The organism is Pseudarthrobacter linnaei (genome assembly GCF_055412825.1).
On the sequence record NZ_JBVAYX010000003.1, the window covers coordinates 29,041 to 42,600 of the forward strand.

The window sequence follows — 13,560 nt, forward strand, 5'->3', positions numbered from 1 at the left end:
CCATGAACGCCGGGCCAGCGCTCGCCGTCACCGGCTCCACCGGGCACCTGGGCGGTCTGGTGGCCCGGCAGCTGGCCGCTGCCGGCAGCCCGCAGCGGCTGCTCGTGCGGGACCTCGACCGGGCACCGGAGCTGGAAGACGCCGTCCCCGCCGTCGTCAGCTACGCCGATCCGGTCCTCGCCGAGGCAGCCCTCGAGGGGGTGAAGACGCTCTTTATGATCTCCGCCGCTGAGGCCGAGGACCGGCTGCAGCAGCACTTTACCTTTGTGGACGCGGCAGCCGCGGCGGGCGTGCAGCACATCGTCTACACCTCATTCTTTGGCGCGGCAGCGGATTCCACCTTCACGCTGGGCCGGGACCACTTCGCCACCGAGGAGCGGATCAAGGCCTCGGGGATGGGCTACACCTTCCTGCGGGACAACTTCTATCTGGACTTCCTGCCAATGCTGGCAGGCGAGGACGGCGTTATCCGCGGACCGGCCGGGGACGGCGTCATGGCGGCCGTGGCCCGGGCGGACATCGCCCGTTCCGCCGTGACCGTGCTCCGGGACACGGCCCTGCACATCGGCAGAACATACGACCTCACCGGGCCCGAGGATCTCTCCCTGGCCCGGGCCGCGGAACTCCTCACCGCCGGGACCGGCCGGACCATCACCTTCCACAACGAGACGGTCGAGGAGGCTTACGCCTCGCGAGCCTCGTATGGCGCCCCGCGCTGGCAGATGGACGCCTGGGTGAGCACCTACACCGCGATCGACGCCGGAGATCTCGCCGGGCCGACGTCGGCCGTGCACGAGCTCACCGGCCGCGAACCCCTGGGCCTGGCGCAGTTCCTGGCCGAGTCGCACACGCTTTAGGCGCCCGTCGGGCGGCGGCCGGGCCGGGCCAGTATTGACGGCTTCCGGGCTGCGGCGTAGACCTGACTGCAGGTGACACCGGTCCAAACCCGGGCTGGTCCGGAGCAGAATCGCGGTGCCATGCCAAAGCAGATGTCCCGACACTCGTCCATCCTGAAGACCCCGCGGCACGGCCGGAAGCTCACGGTGCACCCCGGCGAGCCGAGCGACGGCCCCCTCACGGCGGAGGAACTGCAGCTTGCCGCACGGAACCACTCCATGCCGCTGGAGGCCCTGCGGCATGACACCACCCCGCCCGGGCTGCATTACCTGCTGAACCACTTCGACATCCCGTTCATCGATGCCGAGCAATGGCACCTGCGGATCAACGGAGCCGTGCAGCGGTCCCTGGAGCTGAACCTCAAAGCGCTCCGCCGATCGCCGCGGATCAGCATGCCCGTGACCCTGGAATGCGCCGGCAACGGCCGCTCGCTGCTGCGGCCCCGCCCGCTGAGCCAGCCCTGGCGGCTGGAGGCCGTCGGGACCGCCGTCTGGACCGGGGTTCCGCTCGCCTACCTGCTGGCCCAGGCCGGGGTGGAGGACGACGCTTTGGAGGTGGTGTTCACCGGTTCCGACAGCGGGATCCAGGGTGGTGTCCGGCAGCAGTACGCCCGGAGCCTTCCGATTGCGGAAGCCCTGCGGCCCGACATCGTGCTGGCCTACCGGATGAACGGCAGCGACCTGCCGCCGCAGCACGGCTACCCGCTGCGGCTGGTGGTCCCCGGCTGGTACGGCATGGCGAGCGTCAAATGGCTCTCCTCGATCAAGGTGCTCACCAGGCCGTTCGACGGGTTCCAGCAGGCGGTCGCCTACCGCTACCAGCAGGACGCCGACGACACCGGCATCCCCGTCACCTGGATCAGGGTCCGCTCGCTGATGGTCCCGCCGGGGGTCCCGGACTTCTTCACCCGGAGCAGGACCGTGCCGGCCGGGCCGGTGCTCCTGACCGGCCGGGCCTGGTCCGGGGAGGGTGCGGTGCAGCGCGTCGAGGTGGGGATCGACGGCAAGTGGGCGACGGCGCACCTGGAACATCCGGCCGCGCCCTTCGCCTGGTGCGCCTGGTCCCTGCCTTGGGTGGCCGACCCCGGCGAACACGAGTTGGCCTGCCGCGCCACGGACACCACCGGCGCCACCCAGCCGCTGGAGCACGTCTGGAACTACCAGGGCATGGGCAACAACGTGGTGCAGCGGGTCAAGGTGACGGTGGAGTAGTCGGTCTTTCCCCGGCGGCAAAGGCCCAGCCGGCTAGTAGTCCACGATCGCGCCGGCGGAGATGTTGACCGTGGCGTCGGTGATGGCCCCGGCCTTGTCCGAGGCTACGAAGCAGGCGACGTTTCCGACGTCGGCCAGGGTTGCGGTGCGGTTCAGGTGGGCGGACTTGGAGATCTCCATGATGATTTCCTCGCGCCCCTCCGTCTGCCACGGGATCGTCTCGATGATGCCGCCGGACACCATGGTGACCACCCGGATGCCGTGTCTGCCAAGTTCCAGGGCCCACTGCCGGCGGAGCCCGTCCATCGCATCCAGTGCCACCTTGAAGCCGCCGAGCCCGGACGCGGTCTGGGGGCCGGAGCCGCCGAACATCAGCACCACGCCCGAGCGCTGCTTGATCATGTGCGTCGCCGCAGCCCGGGTCGTGAGGAAATGGGTGCGGGTCGCCAGGCTGATGGGCTGGGTGAAGTCGTTGACGTCGATGTCCATCAGCGGCTGCTGGATGTCGCCGAAGGAGATGACGTTGAATGAGATGTCGATCCGTTTGTTCTTTTTCGCCACCCGGTCCACGAACGCGTCAACCTGTTCCTCGTCCAGGGCGTCGACGACGGAGGTTTCCGCCCGGCCGCCGTCCTCCTGGATGTCCCGGGCCACCTTTTCCAGCCGCGACTCGGTGCGCCCGGCGAGGTGGACGAAGGCGCCCTCCGCCGCGAAGGCCCGGGCCACGGCTCCGCCGATGGAACCCCCCGCACCGTAGATCAGCGCGGTCTTGCCCTTCAGCAGTCCGTTGCCCGGCACCTCGTTGTTCAGCATGGTCGCCTGCCTCCCGCGGTGGAGTGGTGAATTCCCTCCACTATGTTCTCGCCCGGGTCCGCTGGCAAGGGGCCGGACCGGTTCATGAGGCAAGGGTTCCGCGGACAATGCTCACGCTGGAGTGCGCGGGATTGCCGTCGACCGGCTCATCGGACACGTCCACGATCGGGTACTCGCCCAGATCCAGGCCCGCCGGCACGGCAAAAGTCCCGGAGTCGGAGGTCATGACGCCCAGGCTCACCAGCCGGGACAGATCCGGCGCGATCAGCCAGACCTCCTGGTACCCAAGGGCCTCGTTCTTGTCGACCCGGACCTCCAGGGTGCGCTGCCCGTCCTTGGTCTCGAGGACCCGGGCCGAGCCGGTGGCGGAATGCTGGTCCACGGGCGCGAGTTCGGCCTGGGCGAGCGGGTTGACCGCCGGCTGGTTCTGCTGGAAGGACCAGAAGACCCCTGCCGCCAGCAGTGCCGTGGACGCTGCGGCCGCCAGCCACACCCCGGGACGGCGGATCCACCCGGAACCCCCGCCTGGTTCCCGCTTCCGGGCGGCCCGTTCCTCCCGGGACGAGAGCGGCGTTGGGGATCCGGCCGGTGGCTGTGGCGGCGGCTGTGTCCGTGTCTGTGCCGGCGGGCGGGCGCCCGAGGACGCCGGGGATCCCAGCGGGTCGGCGGCGACAGCGGCGGTAAGCCCCAGTGCGCGGTGAATTCCTGCCCATACCTGCGGTCCCGGTGACTCCAGCGCGGAGGCATCCGGTGGTCCGGGCTTCGCCGCGACGACGGCTCGGCGGAAGCCCGCGTAGTCCGCCGAGCAGCCGGGGCAGGAACGGAGGTGGTCCGCGGCGTCGTCTCCGAGCTCTTCGCCGAGGGCCAGCAGGCTCAGGGACTCCGGATCAAGATGTTGCACGGTCTACCTCCAATCGGGATCTGAGCTGGGACAGGCTGCGGCGGATGTGGCTTTTGACCGTACCAAGGGGCAGGTCCAGTTTCTGTGAAATCTGCGAATGCGTCAGGTCATCGTAGAAGGCGAGCTTGAGGATGGATCCTTGCGGCTCCCCGAGCCGTTCCAATTCCCCGTCCAGCAGCAGGCGGTCGGCCAGGACCTCCGCGGCGGCGTGCCCGGCCGCCTGTTCCGCGTCCGGAGAGAGTTCGACGGCGGCGAGCACCTTCCGGGTTTCCCGCATCGAGGCCGCCTGCGCGTCCGTGATCGCGTTCCGTGTGATGCCCACGATCCACGCCGGCAACCGCGCTTTCGAGGGGTCGAATGCAGACCGCGAGCGCCACACCCGGATGAACACTTCCTGGGTGACGTCATCGGCGGCGAAGTTGTCGCGCAGCGAGCGCAGCGCCAGCGTGTGCACCAGGGGTGCGAACTGCCGGTACGCCTCTGCCAGGGCTGTTTCGTCACCGGCGGCGAAGGACTCGTTCAGTCGCGCGTCCCAGGCGGAAGAAGCGTCGAAAGGTGCCAAGCCCGGCTCCTTCCCCCTGATGGTGGCGACGATGAGCGCGGCATCCTGAATCATGCCGGCACCGCCGTGACAATCACATTGTCGCCGTAGTCCTGTTGTTCGTCCAGCCATCGGCCGCCGCAGGTCACCAGCTTCAGTTCGGGCGGGCCGTCGCGCCGGAAGACGGATGCGCCGTCGAACGCGTCCTTGGACATGAGTTCCACGCCGGTCACCCGGAACGTCACGGGCGCTGCCCCTTCGCGCTGCACCGTCACGAGGGTGCCGGACGCGAGCGACTTGAGCTGGGAAAAGGGCGCTGTATCGGAGGTTGTGTCGACGTGCGCCGCGACCACCGCGGTGCCGGCGGCGGCGCCGGGGGCCCGGCCGAAGCGGTACCAGCCGGCCTCGTTGAACGGCTCCGGGATCTCCATCGCCCCGTCGGGGCCGACGCCCACCTCCACGATCGGCATGTTGATGGTGGTTCCCGCCACGGTGAGGACGCGCGGGGCCGGGTCCCTGGGCGTCTGGGCCTGTGGGGCGGCTGGCCGGACCGGGATGGCCGGCCCCGGGACGGGGGCGGTAGTGGCCTGAACTGACGGGGGGAGCGGCGAGCCGGGTCGTCCGGCATCAGGGGCGGGCGACCCCGTCACGGTGGCTTCCGTGACGCTGCGTTCCGTGGACACGGGTTGCGGTGGCGCGGTTTCCAGCGGTGCGGTGCAGCCAGCGATCAGCAGCGCCATCGTGACGGCGGCGGCCACAAGCCTCGCGGCGGGGAGTTGTGCAGATATTCGCGGACCAGGAGCCGGATAGCGCCGGGTGGCTTCCGCCGTCGTCGTGCGTTTCATGTCCGTCCTCCTGCCGTATTGGAACTACTCGTGGGCCGGCCGCCCGGCGGGTAGCCGGGCGGCCGGGCTAGCGGGTGAGGCCTACCGGGTGCGGCGGAGCGCCGGCTGCTTGCGGGAGACGGCAATCCCGCCGGCAAGCAGCAGGAGGACCGCGGCACCGATGCCTACCGTCGCGGCTGTCTGACCGGCTGATGCGGCTCCTGCGTCAGCGGCGCCCGAGCGTGCACCGGGAACGCCGGCGGGAGCTGAATGCAGGCCCTCAATGTTCTGCACTGCCAGCTTCAGGTTGTTGTCCGCGAGGCTGCCCCACGCGTACACCACCGTGTGGGTGCCCTCTGCGACCGTCACATCGGCCGGGCCGATCACCGGGGCCGTGGTGCCGGCAACGGCAACGGCAACGGACAGGGTGCCGGGATCCAGCGTGAGGGTCTCCTCTTTGGGGTTGGCCAGCCCGGAGATGACGGGGGCGCCGCCGGCGAGGATGTCCACGGCCGGCGCCGCTGCCGTGTGGCGGACCGTGAGCTTGCCCTTGCCGGGACCGATTTGTGAAACATCGTTCGTGAAGAAGTTGGCCGTCGGCTTGCCCGCTGCGTCGAGGTTGGCCACGGCGGTGTAGTTGCCGCTGGCGGCGAGGGTGACCTTCACGGGCCCGATCACGGGGGCGGATGCGTCCGCGGCATCGGCGGCGGTGATGGCAAGGCTGTAGTCCCCGGCCGGCAGGGCCAGCGGACCGGCCAGGGTGCCGGGTGTGAAATCGTCGAGAGTGCGTTCGCCGTTGACCCAGACGTCAACGGTCAGTCCCGGCACGCCGTGAAGTACGGAAAGCTGGGCGTCGGACTCGGCCGCCTGGGCGGGGCCGGCAAGGGTGAGGGCTGCCGCGATCGCCACGGCGCCTGCTGTGAAAAGGCTGGTACGCATTTACATCTCCTTCAACGGCCCGCAGGGCGGGCGATTTTTGCTTACACCCCTACTACCGGCGCCCGGGCGCGTTTGGATGCACATGCATGTAGATATTTTTGCGGAGGTGTAGGCGCGGCGACGGGCCCAGGGCGGGGGGTGGGAACACTCCGCGGTGGGCCGCGGTGGGCACAGCAAAGCGGCCGGGCGGCTCCGGGGAGCTGCCCGGCCGCGGTTGGGGATGCCCCCGACCGTCCTAGGTGCGCGGCGGGCTGTCCGGACCGGCGGGGGCTTCCGGCCTGTCCTGGCCTGAGGCGGCGGTCGCGCCGGGACCGGCCTGGCCGAAGATGGGCGGGGCGGCGGCGGGGCCCCCTGGAACTGGGGCATATCCTGGGCCGGCCGGAACTGGGGCATATCCTGGGCCGGCCGGAGGCGCCGGCGACAGAATCGCAGGGGCGTCGCCGGGATCCCGCGGCCCCACGTCCAGGTGAAACGGCGGGTACTCGTCGCGCATCAGGGAAACGTAGGCGGCCACCCGGTAGATCCAGCGGTTCAGGCCCATGAGGAAGTCGAAAAGTCCCCGCGCATACACGCCGGTGAACAACAGGATGACCCCGGCAATGAAGACCAGCAGCCCGAACAGGGAAAGCCCGGAGCCCACCTGCACCCAGTTGCCGTCGCGGTACACCCATGTCTGGGCCGTTCCGGTGAGCAGCGCGATGATGAGCAGGTGTGGGATGGCCAGCAGCCAGGCCTTCACGAGGACCAGGCCGCGGGAGAGCTTCTCGGGATAGTCGACGTCGAAGTCCGCCGGGTAGTCGGTGCGCTCCAAGGTGAAAGGGGGATATATGTCCGTGCCGAGCGCCGCGTAGGAATAGAAGGCCACGCGCCAGCTCCAGCGGATCACTCCGACGTTGAAGTTGAACAGCGAGCGCGGGTAGCGCCCCGTGAACAGGATCGCGAACCACGCCACGATGGTGACCACGCCAAAGGCAAACCAGAGGAAGAACAGAACGATGAAGTGCGGTATCGCCAGGAACCACTTAACCAGCCACTTCCAGCGGGACAGGTTCGGGTCCAGGTAGCCGCTGAGCCGGGCCGGATAGGCGGCGCCGGTACCCGGAGGGACACCCGCCGCGGCACCTGCCGCCGCGCCTGGCACCGCGCCCGCCGCATAGAGCTGGGGTGCGGAGGCCGCAGACGAGGGCTGGAGCTGCGGCTGGCCGGGCTGGGGAGGCCCTCCCTTGCCGCGGCCCAGCCCTGCGGCCCCAAGCACGATCAGGGGAACACCAATGAGCAGGAAAACTGTTCCGCCGATCAGTAGCCCGACAAAGACGGGCCACAGCAGGTTGGACCGGGCTCCGGCTTTCATGTCCACGACCACCGGGGCACTGGCGTCGGCGTTCATGATCACCACCGCCCAGCTGCCGGAACGCAGGTCCCATTCGAGCTGCTGCTCCCCCGCGCCGCTCGCGGATGCGGCCCAGAACCCCTGGTCCGCGGGCCGCGCGGGAACCTGGGTGCCGGCCACGTCCCGGTAGTCCACCCGGAAGGGGTTGAACCGCACATCGGTGATCTCTGAGTGGCTGACGCCGTTCAGATAGGCCGTCACGTCGCTCCGCGGCCCGATGCCGATGAAGATCTCCTTGCCGGCAGCCGCCGATCCGCCGATCATTACGCTTCCGATCACGCCGACCGGGGCCGTGTCCGGCACGCCCTCGTCAGCCATGATGTCAAGGCGCGGTGTCGTCAAGGCATAGGAGTTCGTGGCATAACGCTCCGACGGTGTGGTGAAGTAGCCGTTGTCGCGTTGCAGGTAGTTGGCGAACCCTGCGGCGCCGGCCGCGGCCAGCAGCCCCAGCCCGAGAAGTGCACTGAGCGTGCCCAGTACCAGCATGACTATCCGGCCTGGTCGCATGACCGCCGTCCTTTCGGATACTTAGATCAGCTCACTCAGCTCCTAAGTGAGGTGAGGAGGGTTCTTGCCCAGCCCCCCGCTTTCTCGATTTCGCCGTCGCGCAGCGGCCCTTCGCTTCCCAACACGAAGAAGGGCATGGGTTCGGCGATGATGTCCGCCCCGCCTGCTTTCAGGGCATGCGTGATCTTCCTGGCGGCATCGCCGTGGATAAACATCCGGACGCGGGTGTCGAAAGCCGCGGCTTTCACCCCCCTGAGGGATCCGTCACCCAAAGCCGAGAGCAGCGCGGTGATCTTCGGCGTCGGGCGCCATCCGTTGATGGGGCTGCCGACCACGAGGAGGTCCCCGGCCGCGAGCGCGTCGGGCCTGAAGTCGCCGACCGGGACGGAACTCGCCTGCAGTCCGTCAAGCGAACCGGCGATCGCCTCGGCTACCGATCTGGTGTTGCCGTACGCCGAATCGTAGACGACCAGGGCTTTCATGCCGTGATCACGACCTTGAGCGCCTTGGTTTCCGCGGCCCGGGCGAACGTGTCGTAGGCCTCCAGGAACTGGTCGAAGCTGAAATGGTGCGTGGCGAACTTCTCCGCGGGCACCTTCTTCTGGGCCACGAGTTTGAGCAGCATCGGGGTGGTGTTGGCATTCACCAGGCCCATGCTGATGTTGATGTTCTGGATCCAGAGGTTTTCCACATGCAGCTCCACGGGCTTGCCGTGCACGCCGACGTTGGCCACATTGCCGCCTGGCCGGACGATATCCGTGCACATGCTGAAGGTCGCCGGGATCCCGACCGCCTCGATCGCCACGTCCACGCCCTGCCCGTCGGTCAGTGCGAGCACCTGCTCCTTCCAGTCGGAGTCGCCGGAAAGAACCACGTCTGTGGCACCGAATTCGCGGGACTTGTCGAGCCGGTTCGAGTCAAGGTCGATGGCGATGATGGTGGCGGCTCCGTAGAGTCCGGCGGTTGCGATGGCGGCGAGGCCCACCGGTCCGGCACCGACGACGGCGACCGTGTCACCGGGCTTGACGCGGCCGTACTGCACCCCGATCTCGAAGCCGGTGGGGAGGATGTCGGAGAGCATGACGGCCTGCTCGTCGGTGACGCCCTCGGGGAGCAGGTGAAGCGAGTTTTCGGCGTAGGGGACGCGGACGTATTCGGCCTGCGTGCCGTCAATCAGGTGGCCGAAGACCCAGCCGATGCCGGAGGCCCCTTCTTCACCCATGCAGTGCGAGTACAGGCCGGTCTTGCAGTTGGCGCAGTGGCCGCAGGACTTGATGCAGGAGATGATGACGCGGTCCCCCACTTTCAGGCTGGTGACCGAGGAGCCGACTTCGGTGATGGTCCCGACGCCTTCGTGGCCCAGGATCCGGCCCTTGGTCACGGCGGGAACATCTCCCTTGAGAATATGGAGGTCCGTTCCGCAGATCGTGGTGGTGTCCACTTTGACGATTACGTCACTGGGACTCTGGATCTTCGGGTCGGGAACGTCCGTCCAGGACTTTTCGCCGGGACCGCCATAGACGAGGGCTTTCATGCGTTCTCCTTGATTTTGAGGATGTTCGGCGGATCCACGATGCGCAGACGGCACGGGGTTACGGTGCCGTCGATGCCGGATGACACGACCGAGCGGGTGGCATGGTCGTGAAGTTCCTCAATGGCCTCGGCCGTCACGCGGGCGTGGGCGAGGTCCACCACGATCTCGTACCCGGGAAGTTTCGCGGCCACGCGGCGGCAGATGACATAGAGAGCCCTGATATTTGCGGCCGTAACGACGCCGCGCACATTGACCCTCGCCGACTCCTCCATGGCGTCAATCCGGATGAGCACCCTGATGCGCGGATCCCCGTGCGAGGGGTGCGCATAGTAGGCGCTGGACCGGCTTCCGTGCTGCCTGTGCGTCATGCGGCGTCAGTGCTCCCGCGCAGCCCGTGGGCGGACTCAAGAATGTAAGAATCGCTGATAAACGTCATAGTGGCTTTCGGTCTCCTGCCCTGTTCCCGCAGACACGGGCAGTGCAGAATGCCTTTTCCTTCCCCAAGGTTCGAGCGAGACCGTACAACTGACAAGAAAGCAGTTCACCCCCCATGGCCGTGCAGGAACCGCCCCAAAATTCAGCTTGGTGTGTGCGCGTTCCCGGGGCAAGGGGCGAAAGTCCCTTGTCCGGTGCACGGCCGGAATCCGGCGGCTGCGGTGGTCCGGATTGGCGCGGCGCGTTCCGGCCCATAGCCTGTTCCCTATGCCTGAGACGCCTGCCGCTGCCGTGACCTGCCACCTTGTGCTCGCCTCGGTGCGGATCCCCGGCGACACAACGCTGTACGACGTGCACGTGGCCAACGGGGTGGTTTCGCGGATCACTCCCGCCGGAATGTCCGGTTTCCAAGCCCCGCTGGTCAACCTGGACGGCCGCTTCGTCGTCCCGGGGCTGTGGGATGAGCATGTCCACATGACGCAGTGGGCCCTCGCCGCCAACCGGATCGACCTGTCCGGTGCCGCTTCGGCGCGTGAGGCGGCCGACGTCGTGCGTTCAGCCCTGTCCGGTCCCGGCCTTGCGGGTGAGGAAGGCCGCGGCCTGACCGTGGTGGGTGTCGGCTTCCGGGACGCCGTCTGGGCGGATGTTCCCAGCCTCGAGCTGCTCGACGGCGCCACCCGGGGCCTGCCAACGGCTCTGCTCAGCCATGACCTGCACTGCGTCTGGCTCAACAGCGCGGCGGCGTCCCGCTACGGCGTGCCGGTGGACTCCTCCGGGCTGCTGCGCGAGGAACCTGCCTTTGAACTGACCCGTGAGCTGGGCAAACTGCCGGACGCGGTGGTGGATTCCTGGGTACGGGAGGCTGCGCAGGCGGCGGCCGCACGCGGGATCGTGGGGATTGTCGATTTTGAAATGACCTGGAACCGCGAGGTGTGGCTGCGCCGCGTGGCGGGCGGATTCGACTCCTTCCGGGTCGACGCAGGGGTCTATCCGCAGGACCTGGCGCGGGCGACCACGGGGGGCATGCGGACCGGGCAGGAGATCGACGGCGGGGCGGGGTTGCTGCGGGTCGGCCCGCTCAAAGTGCTGATCGACGGCTCGCTGAACACCCGCACGGCGTACTGCGTGGACCCGTACCCGCACGGCGGCCACGGGCTGCTGACCGTGAGCGAGGCGGAGCTGCTGGAGTTGCTGGTCCGGGCCCGGGAGTCCGGCTTTGTTCCGGCGGTGCACGCGATCGGCGACGGCGCGAATCAGGTGGCGCTGAATGCCTTCGCGGCGGCCGGGATCGCCGGCCGGATTGAGCATGCCCAGTTCGTCCGCGGCCAGGACTTCGCGCGCTTTGGCCAGCTGGGGCTGACCGCGAGTGTGCAGCCCGCCCACGCCCTGGACGACCGTGATGCTGCCGAGTCCAACTGGGCCGGGCACACGGACCGGGCGTTCCCGCTGCGGTCGCTGCTGGCTGCCGGGGCCACCCTGGCGCTGGGCTCAGATGCGCCGGTGGCGCCGCTGGAGCCGTGGACCGCCATGTCGGCGGCCACTGCCCGGGCGCGGCAGGACGGGCGGGCGCCCTGGCATCCGGAGCAGGCGCTTACGCGGCAGGAGGCCCTGACCGCGTCAACGCGGGGGCGGGGCAGGATCCGGGTGGGGGATCCAGCGGATCTCGTGGTGCTCGACGGCGACCCGCTGGCGGTAGCGGACGCCGCCTTTGCGGCGATGCCCGTGGCCGCGACCCTCGTGGCCGGGCGGTTCACGTTCCGGGACGGCGTCTGACCGGCTGAATCAGCCTGCCTTGACCCGCGACTGAACGAGGTTGGCGAACGGCAGCCGGCCGTACCCCTCCACGAAGGCGGCGTGGTAGCCTGCTTCGGCCGCATTGAGCTGCTCAACCGGCAGCTCCTTCCACGCGACGGTCAGCGAGCCGGCCGCGGCGAGCTGCCAGACCAGCCGGCCGTCCCAGTGGCCGGGCGGCTTGCCGTTGCCGAAGTCGACGAATTCCTGGATCTGGCGGCGCAGCCCGCGGTTGCCCTTGCTCCCGGGGCCGGCCTTGCCCAGATAGAGGACGTCGGCCCCGTCGACCCATTCGGCGGTGATCGCGTCCGCCGTTAGGGTGGGGTCCTTCTTCTTGAAGATGCCCGCGGTGCTTTTGGCCAGGAACTGCGGGCGGAAGCCCTCAGGCTGCAGCACCGCGAAAATCCCGGGTTTCTGCGGGATCCGGTTGATGTCAAGGTCCCCGAGCGGCCGGAACCCGGTGAACCCGTCCCGTTTCAGTGACTGTCTGTTGATCGGCATGGGTTCCTTGGGTCGGGGGTGCTGCGTTCCTTCAAAGCTTACGGATGCGCGGCTTCCGTGGCCGTCGTGCGCGGGAACACGGCCGAAGGCTGTTACGCCTCTCGGGCGGGCCTGAATCAGGGTTGGCGAATCGGATCCGGCGCGGTGCTCTGCGCGCGCTTTCGCCTTAAACGCAAGGCCTGCAGGTACCTTCGCGATCTCGCTATGAGACGGCTCGGACATTTTCATGTCCAGAACGACCCGGCTTAATCCAGTGGTTACCTGCAGGCGCTTTAAGCGTACGCCCGTCCATCCGGCGTGACTAGGGGTCCGTTGCCTCTTCCGGAGTCCGAAAAAACGCCCCAGCGCCCGAAAGCGTAGAGTGGAACCAGACGCCTGATTCTGGACGCCGAGCGCTGAGGGAGAAATCGTGACGATTGTTGACTGGGACGAAAAGAAGACCCTGCTGCAGGAACCGAACATCGCCGCCGTAACGCAGCTTTGCGACGAACTGATGGAAAAGAAGCCGGGATCGGTCGTCCCCTACATCGATCCCGTTCATGACGAGGACGAGTGCCGGATCGTCAGCCTGCACATCGCCCCGGGCAAGGGCACCGAATCGGGCTTCGTTTCCCACTTCAACGATGACGAGGCCGCCCGCCGCGCCACCTCCATCTACGAGGCCGTCGAGCTTGACCCCCGGTACGTGATGCCGTGGAACGCCTACCCTTGGGTCCGCGATCCGGAACTCCCCTCCGCGCTGAACGTCCAGGAGAAAACGGACGGGCTGCGGCCGTTCCGCCAGTTCCTCAAGATCAACAGGCGCGTCTCCGCTGTCATCGCCCACGGCGCCGACGCCCATGCCTTCCTGACACTCTTCGAGAAGACTTACCACTCCTCCCTGAAAAACCGCGGGGTCAAGATTTACAAGGCCACCGCCCTTGGCGGCCGCGCCTTCGCCGTCTCGGCCGCCAAGCAGGAAGAACTCCTGAGCAAGAACATAGAGGTCTACAAGGACGCCATGCAGCGGGCGGGCATCCAGCACCTCTGATCCGCCGGGTTGGGGACACGCGCGACGGCGGTTCCGCCGGCGCTGCCGCCCCGGCCCTGTTTTGGGGTCCAACGGCCCTGCCCAAGCCGGGCTGTGCTTGGTGAGCTTGAGGCGCCCATGACCAGGAAATGACGTCCGGTACGGGACATGTCCGCCAGCACCGGATCGGACAACCCGAGGTCGCGGACCTGGCGGCATTTCCGGCCGGCGAGCAGTCCCGCTCCAGAACGGGCACCGAACTTGTGA

General features: G+C 68.3%; 14 protein-coding genes. 4 read left to right on the forward strand and 10 right to left on the reverse strand.

Annotated elements, in window-relative coordinates:
• The first annotated feature begins 2 nt into the window (after positions 1–2).
• Positions 3–857: an SDR family oxidoreductase gene (locus ACZYZ3_RS03905; RefSeq protein ID WP_463962530.1), complete on the forward strand. Its 855-nt coding sequence runs from the start codon at positions 3–5 to the stop codon at positions 855–857.
• 132 nt (positions 858–989) lie between these two features.
• Complete coding sequence (locus tag ACZYZ3_RS03910) at positions 990–2,108, forward strand: sulfite oxidase (RefSeq protein WP_463962760.1); 1,119 nt, start codon at positions 990–992, stop codon at positions 2,106–2,108.
• 33 nt (positions 2,109–2,141) lie between these two features.
• Here ACZYZ3_RS03910 and ACZYZ3_RS03915 read toward each other — a convergent pair whose 3' ends face one another.
• From ACZYZ3_RS03915 to ACZYZ3_RS03955, 9 genes are all read right to left on the reverse strand, one after another.
• A complete protein-coding gene (locus ACZYZ3_RS03915; RefSeq protein ID WP_463962531.1) occupies positions 2,142–2,921 on the reverse strand; it encodes an SDR family NAD(P)-dependent oxidoreductase in 780 nt (259 codons plus the stop codon).
• Between the two features lie 82 nt (positions 2,922–3,003).
• Positions 3,004–3,822, reverse strand: a complete 819-nt coding sequence (locus ACZYZ3_RS03920; protein ID WP_463962532.1) for an anti-sigma factor domain-containing protein — start codon at positions 3,820–3,822, stop codon at positions 3,004–3,006.
• Positions 3,809–4,438 carry an RNA polymerase sigma factor gene (locus tag ACZYZ3_RS03925; RefSeq protein ID WP_463962533.1) on the reverse strand — a complete coding sequence of 210 codons (630 nt, stop codon included), beginning with the start codon at positions 4,436–4,438 and terminating at the stop codon, positions 3,809–3,811. The genes ACZYZ3_RS03920 and ACZYZ3_RS03925 overlap by 14 nt, the downstream gene beginning before the upstream one ends.
• Positions 4,435–5,208: a class F sortase gene (locus ACZYZ3_RS03930; protein ID WP_463962534.1), complete on the reverse strand. Its 774-nt coding sequence runs from the start codon at positions 5,206–5,208 to the stop codon at positions 4,435–4,437. The genes ACZYZ3_RS03925 and ACZYZ3_RS03930 overlap by 4 nt, the downstream gene beginning before the upstream one ends.
• An 81-nt stretch (positions 5,209–5,289) precedes the next feature.
• On the reverse strand, positions 5,290–6,126 hold the full coding sequence (locus ACZYZ3_RS03935) for a DUF4397 domain-containing protein (protein ID WP_463962535.1): 837 nt from the start codon (positions 6,124–6,126) through the stop codon (positions 5,290–5,292).
• A 235-nt stretch (positions 6,127–6,361) separates the two neighbouring features.
• On the reverse strand, positions 6,362–8,023 hold the full coding sequence (locus ACZYZ3_RS03940) for a DUF4389 domain-containing protein (RefSeq protein ID WP_463962536.1): 1,662 nt from the start codon (positions 8,021–8,023) through the stop codon (positions 6,362–6,364).
• Positions 8,024–8,058: 35 nt separating this feature from the next.
• Positions 8,059–8,505, reverse strand: coding sequence for a flavodoxin family protein (locus ACZYZ3_RS03945; RefSeq protein ID WP_463962537.1), 447 nt, complete (start codon positions 8,503–8,505; stop codon positions 8,059–8,061).
• A complete protein-coding gene (locus ACZYZ3_RS03950; RefSeq protein WP_463962538.1) occupies positions 8,502–9,557 on the reverse strand; it encodes a zinc-dependent alcohol dehydrogenase family protein in 1,056 nt (351 codons plus the stop codon). Before ACZYZ3_RS03950 ends, ACZYZ3_RS03945 begins: the two co-directional genes overlap by 4 nt.
• Positions 9,554–9,925, reverse strand: a complete 372-nt coding sequence (locus ACZYZ3_RS03955; RefSeq protein ID WP_463962539.1) for a hypothetical protein — start codon at positions 9,923–9,925, stop codon at positions 9,554–9,556. Before ACZYZ3_RS03955 ends, ACZYZ3_RS03950 begins: the two co-directional genes overlap by 4 nt.
• Before the next feature lie 334 nt (positions 9,926–10,259).
• Here ACZYZ3_RS03955 and ACZYZ3_RS03960 point away from each other — a divergent pair, with 334 nt between their 5' ends.
• Positions 10,260–11,765, forward strand: coding sequence for an amidohydrolase (locus ACZYZ3_RS03960; protein ID WP_463962540.1), 1,506 nt, complete (start codon positions 10,260–10,262; stop codon positions 11,763–11,765).
• 9 nt (positions 11,766–11,774) lie between these two features.
• Here the strand turns inward: ACZYZ3_RS03960 and ACZYZ3_RS03965 are convergent, their stop codons facing one another.
• Positions 11,775–12,284, reverse strand: a complete 510-nt coding sequence (locus ACZYZ3_RS03965; protein ID WP_463962541.1) for a hypothetical protein — start codon at positions 12,282–12,284, stop codon at positions 11,775–11,777.
• 409 nt (positions 12,285–12,693) lie between these two features.
• On the opposite strand from ACZYZ3_RS03965, the gene ACZYZ3_RS03970 reads away from it, so the two are divergent.
• Positions 12,694–13,314: a uracil-DNA glycosylase family protein gene (locus ACZYZ3_RS03970; RefSeq protein WP_463962542.1), complete on the forward strand. Its 621-nt coding sequence runs from the start codon at positions 12,694–12,696 to the stop codon at positions 13,312–13,314.
• Positions 13,315–13,560: the final 246 nt, after the last annotated feature.

Bases quoted from the DNA above. Each gene is read 5' to 3' on its own strand.
- ACZYZ3_RS03905 (WP_463962530.1), top strand. From the start codon at position 3: ATGAACGCCGGGCCAGCGCTCGCCGTCACCGGCTCCACCGGGCACCTG.
- ACZYZ3_RS03910 (WP_463962760.1), top strand. From the start codon at position 990: ATGTCCCGACACTCGTCCATCCTGAAGACCCCGCGGCACGGCCGGAAG.
- ACZYZ3_RS03915 (WP_463962531.1), bottom strand. From the start codon at position 2,921: ATGCTGAACAACGAGGTGCCGGGCAACGGACTGCTGAAGGGCAAGACC.
- ACZYZ3_RS03925 (WP_463962533.1), bottom strand. From the start codon at position 4,438: ATGATTCAGGATGCCGCGCTCATCGTCGCCACCATCAGGGGGAAGGAG.
- ACZYZ3_RS03930 (WP_463962534.1), bottom strand. From the start codon at position 5,208: ATGAAACGCACGACGACGGCGGAAGCCACCCGGCGCTATCCGGCTCCT.
- ACZYZ3_RS03935 (WP_463962535.1), bottom strand. From the start codon at position 6,126: ATGCGTACCAGCCTTTTCACAGCAGGCGCCGTGGCGATCGCGGCAGCC.
- ACZYZ3_RS03940 (WP_463962536.1), bottom strand. From the start codon at position 8,023: ATGCGACCAGGCCGGATAGTCATGCTGGTACTGGGCACGCTCAGTGCA.
- ACZYZ3_RS03945 (WP_463962537.1), bottom strand. From the start codon at position 8,505: ATGAAAGCCCTGGTCGTCTACGATTCGGCGTACGGCAACACCAGATCG.
- ACZYZ3_RS03950 (WP_463962538.1), bottom strand. From the start codon at position 9,557: ATGAAAGCCCTCGTCTATGGCGGTCCCGGCGAAAAGTCCTGGACGGAC.
- ACZYZ3_RS03955 (WP_463962539.1), bottom strand. From the start codon at position 9,925: ATGACGCACAGGCAGCACGGAAGCCGGTCCAGCGCCTACTATGCGCAC.
- ACZYZ3_RS03960 (WP_463962540.1), top strand. From the start codon at position 10,260: ATGCCTGAGACGCCTGCCGCTGCCGTGACCTGCCACCTTGTGCTCGCC.
- ACZYZ3_RS03965 (WP_463962541.1), bottom strand. From the start codon at position 12,284: ATGCCGATCAACAGACAGTCACTGAAACGGGACGGGTTCACCGGGTTC.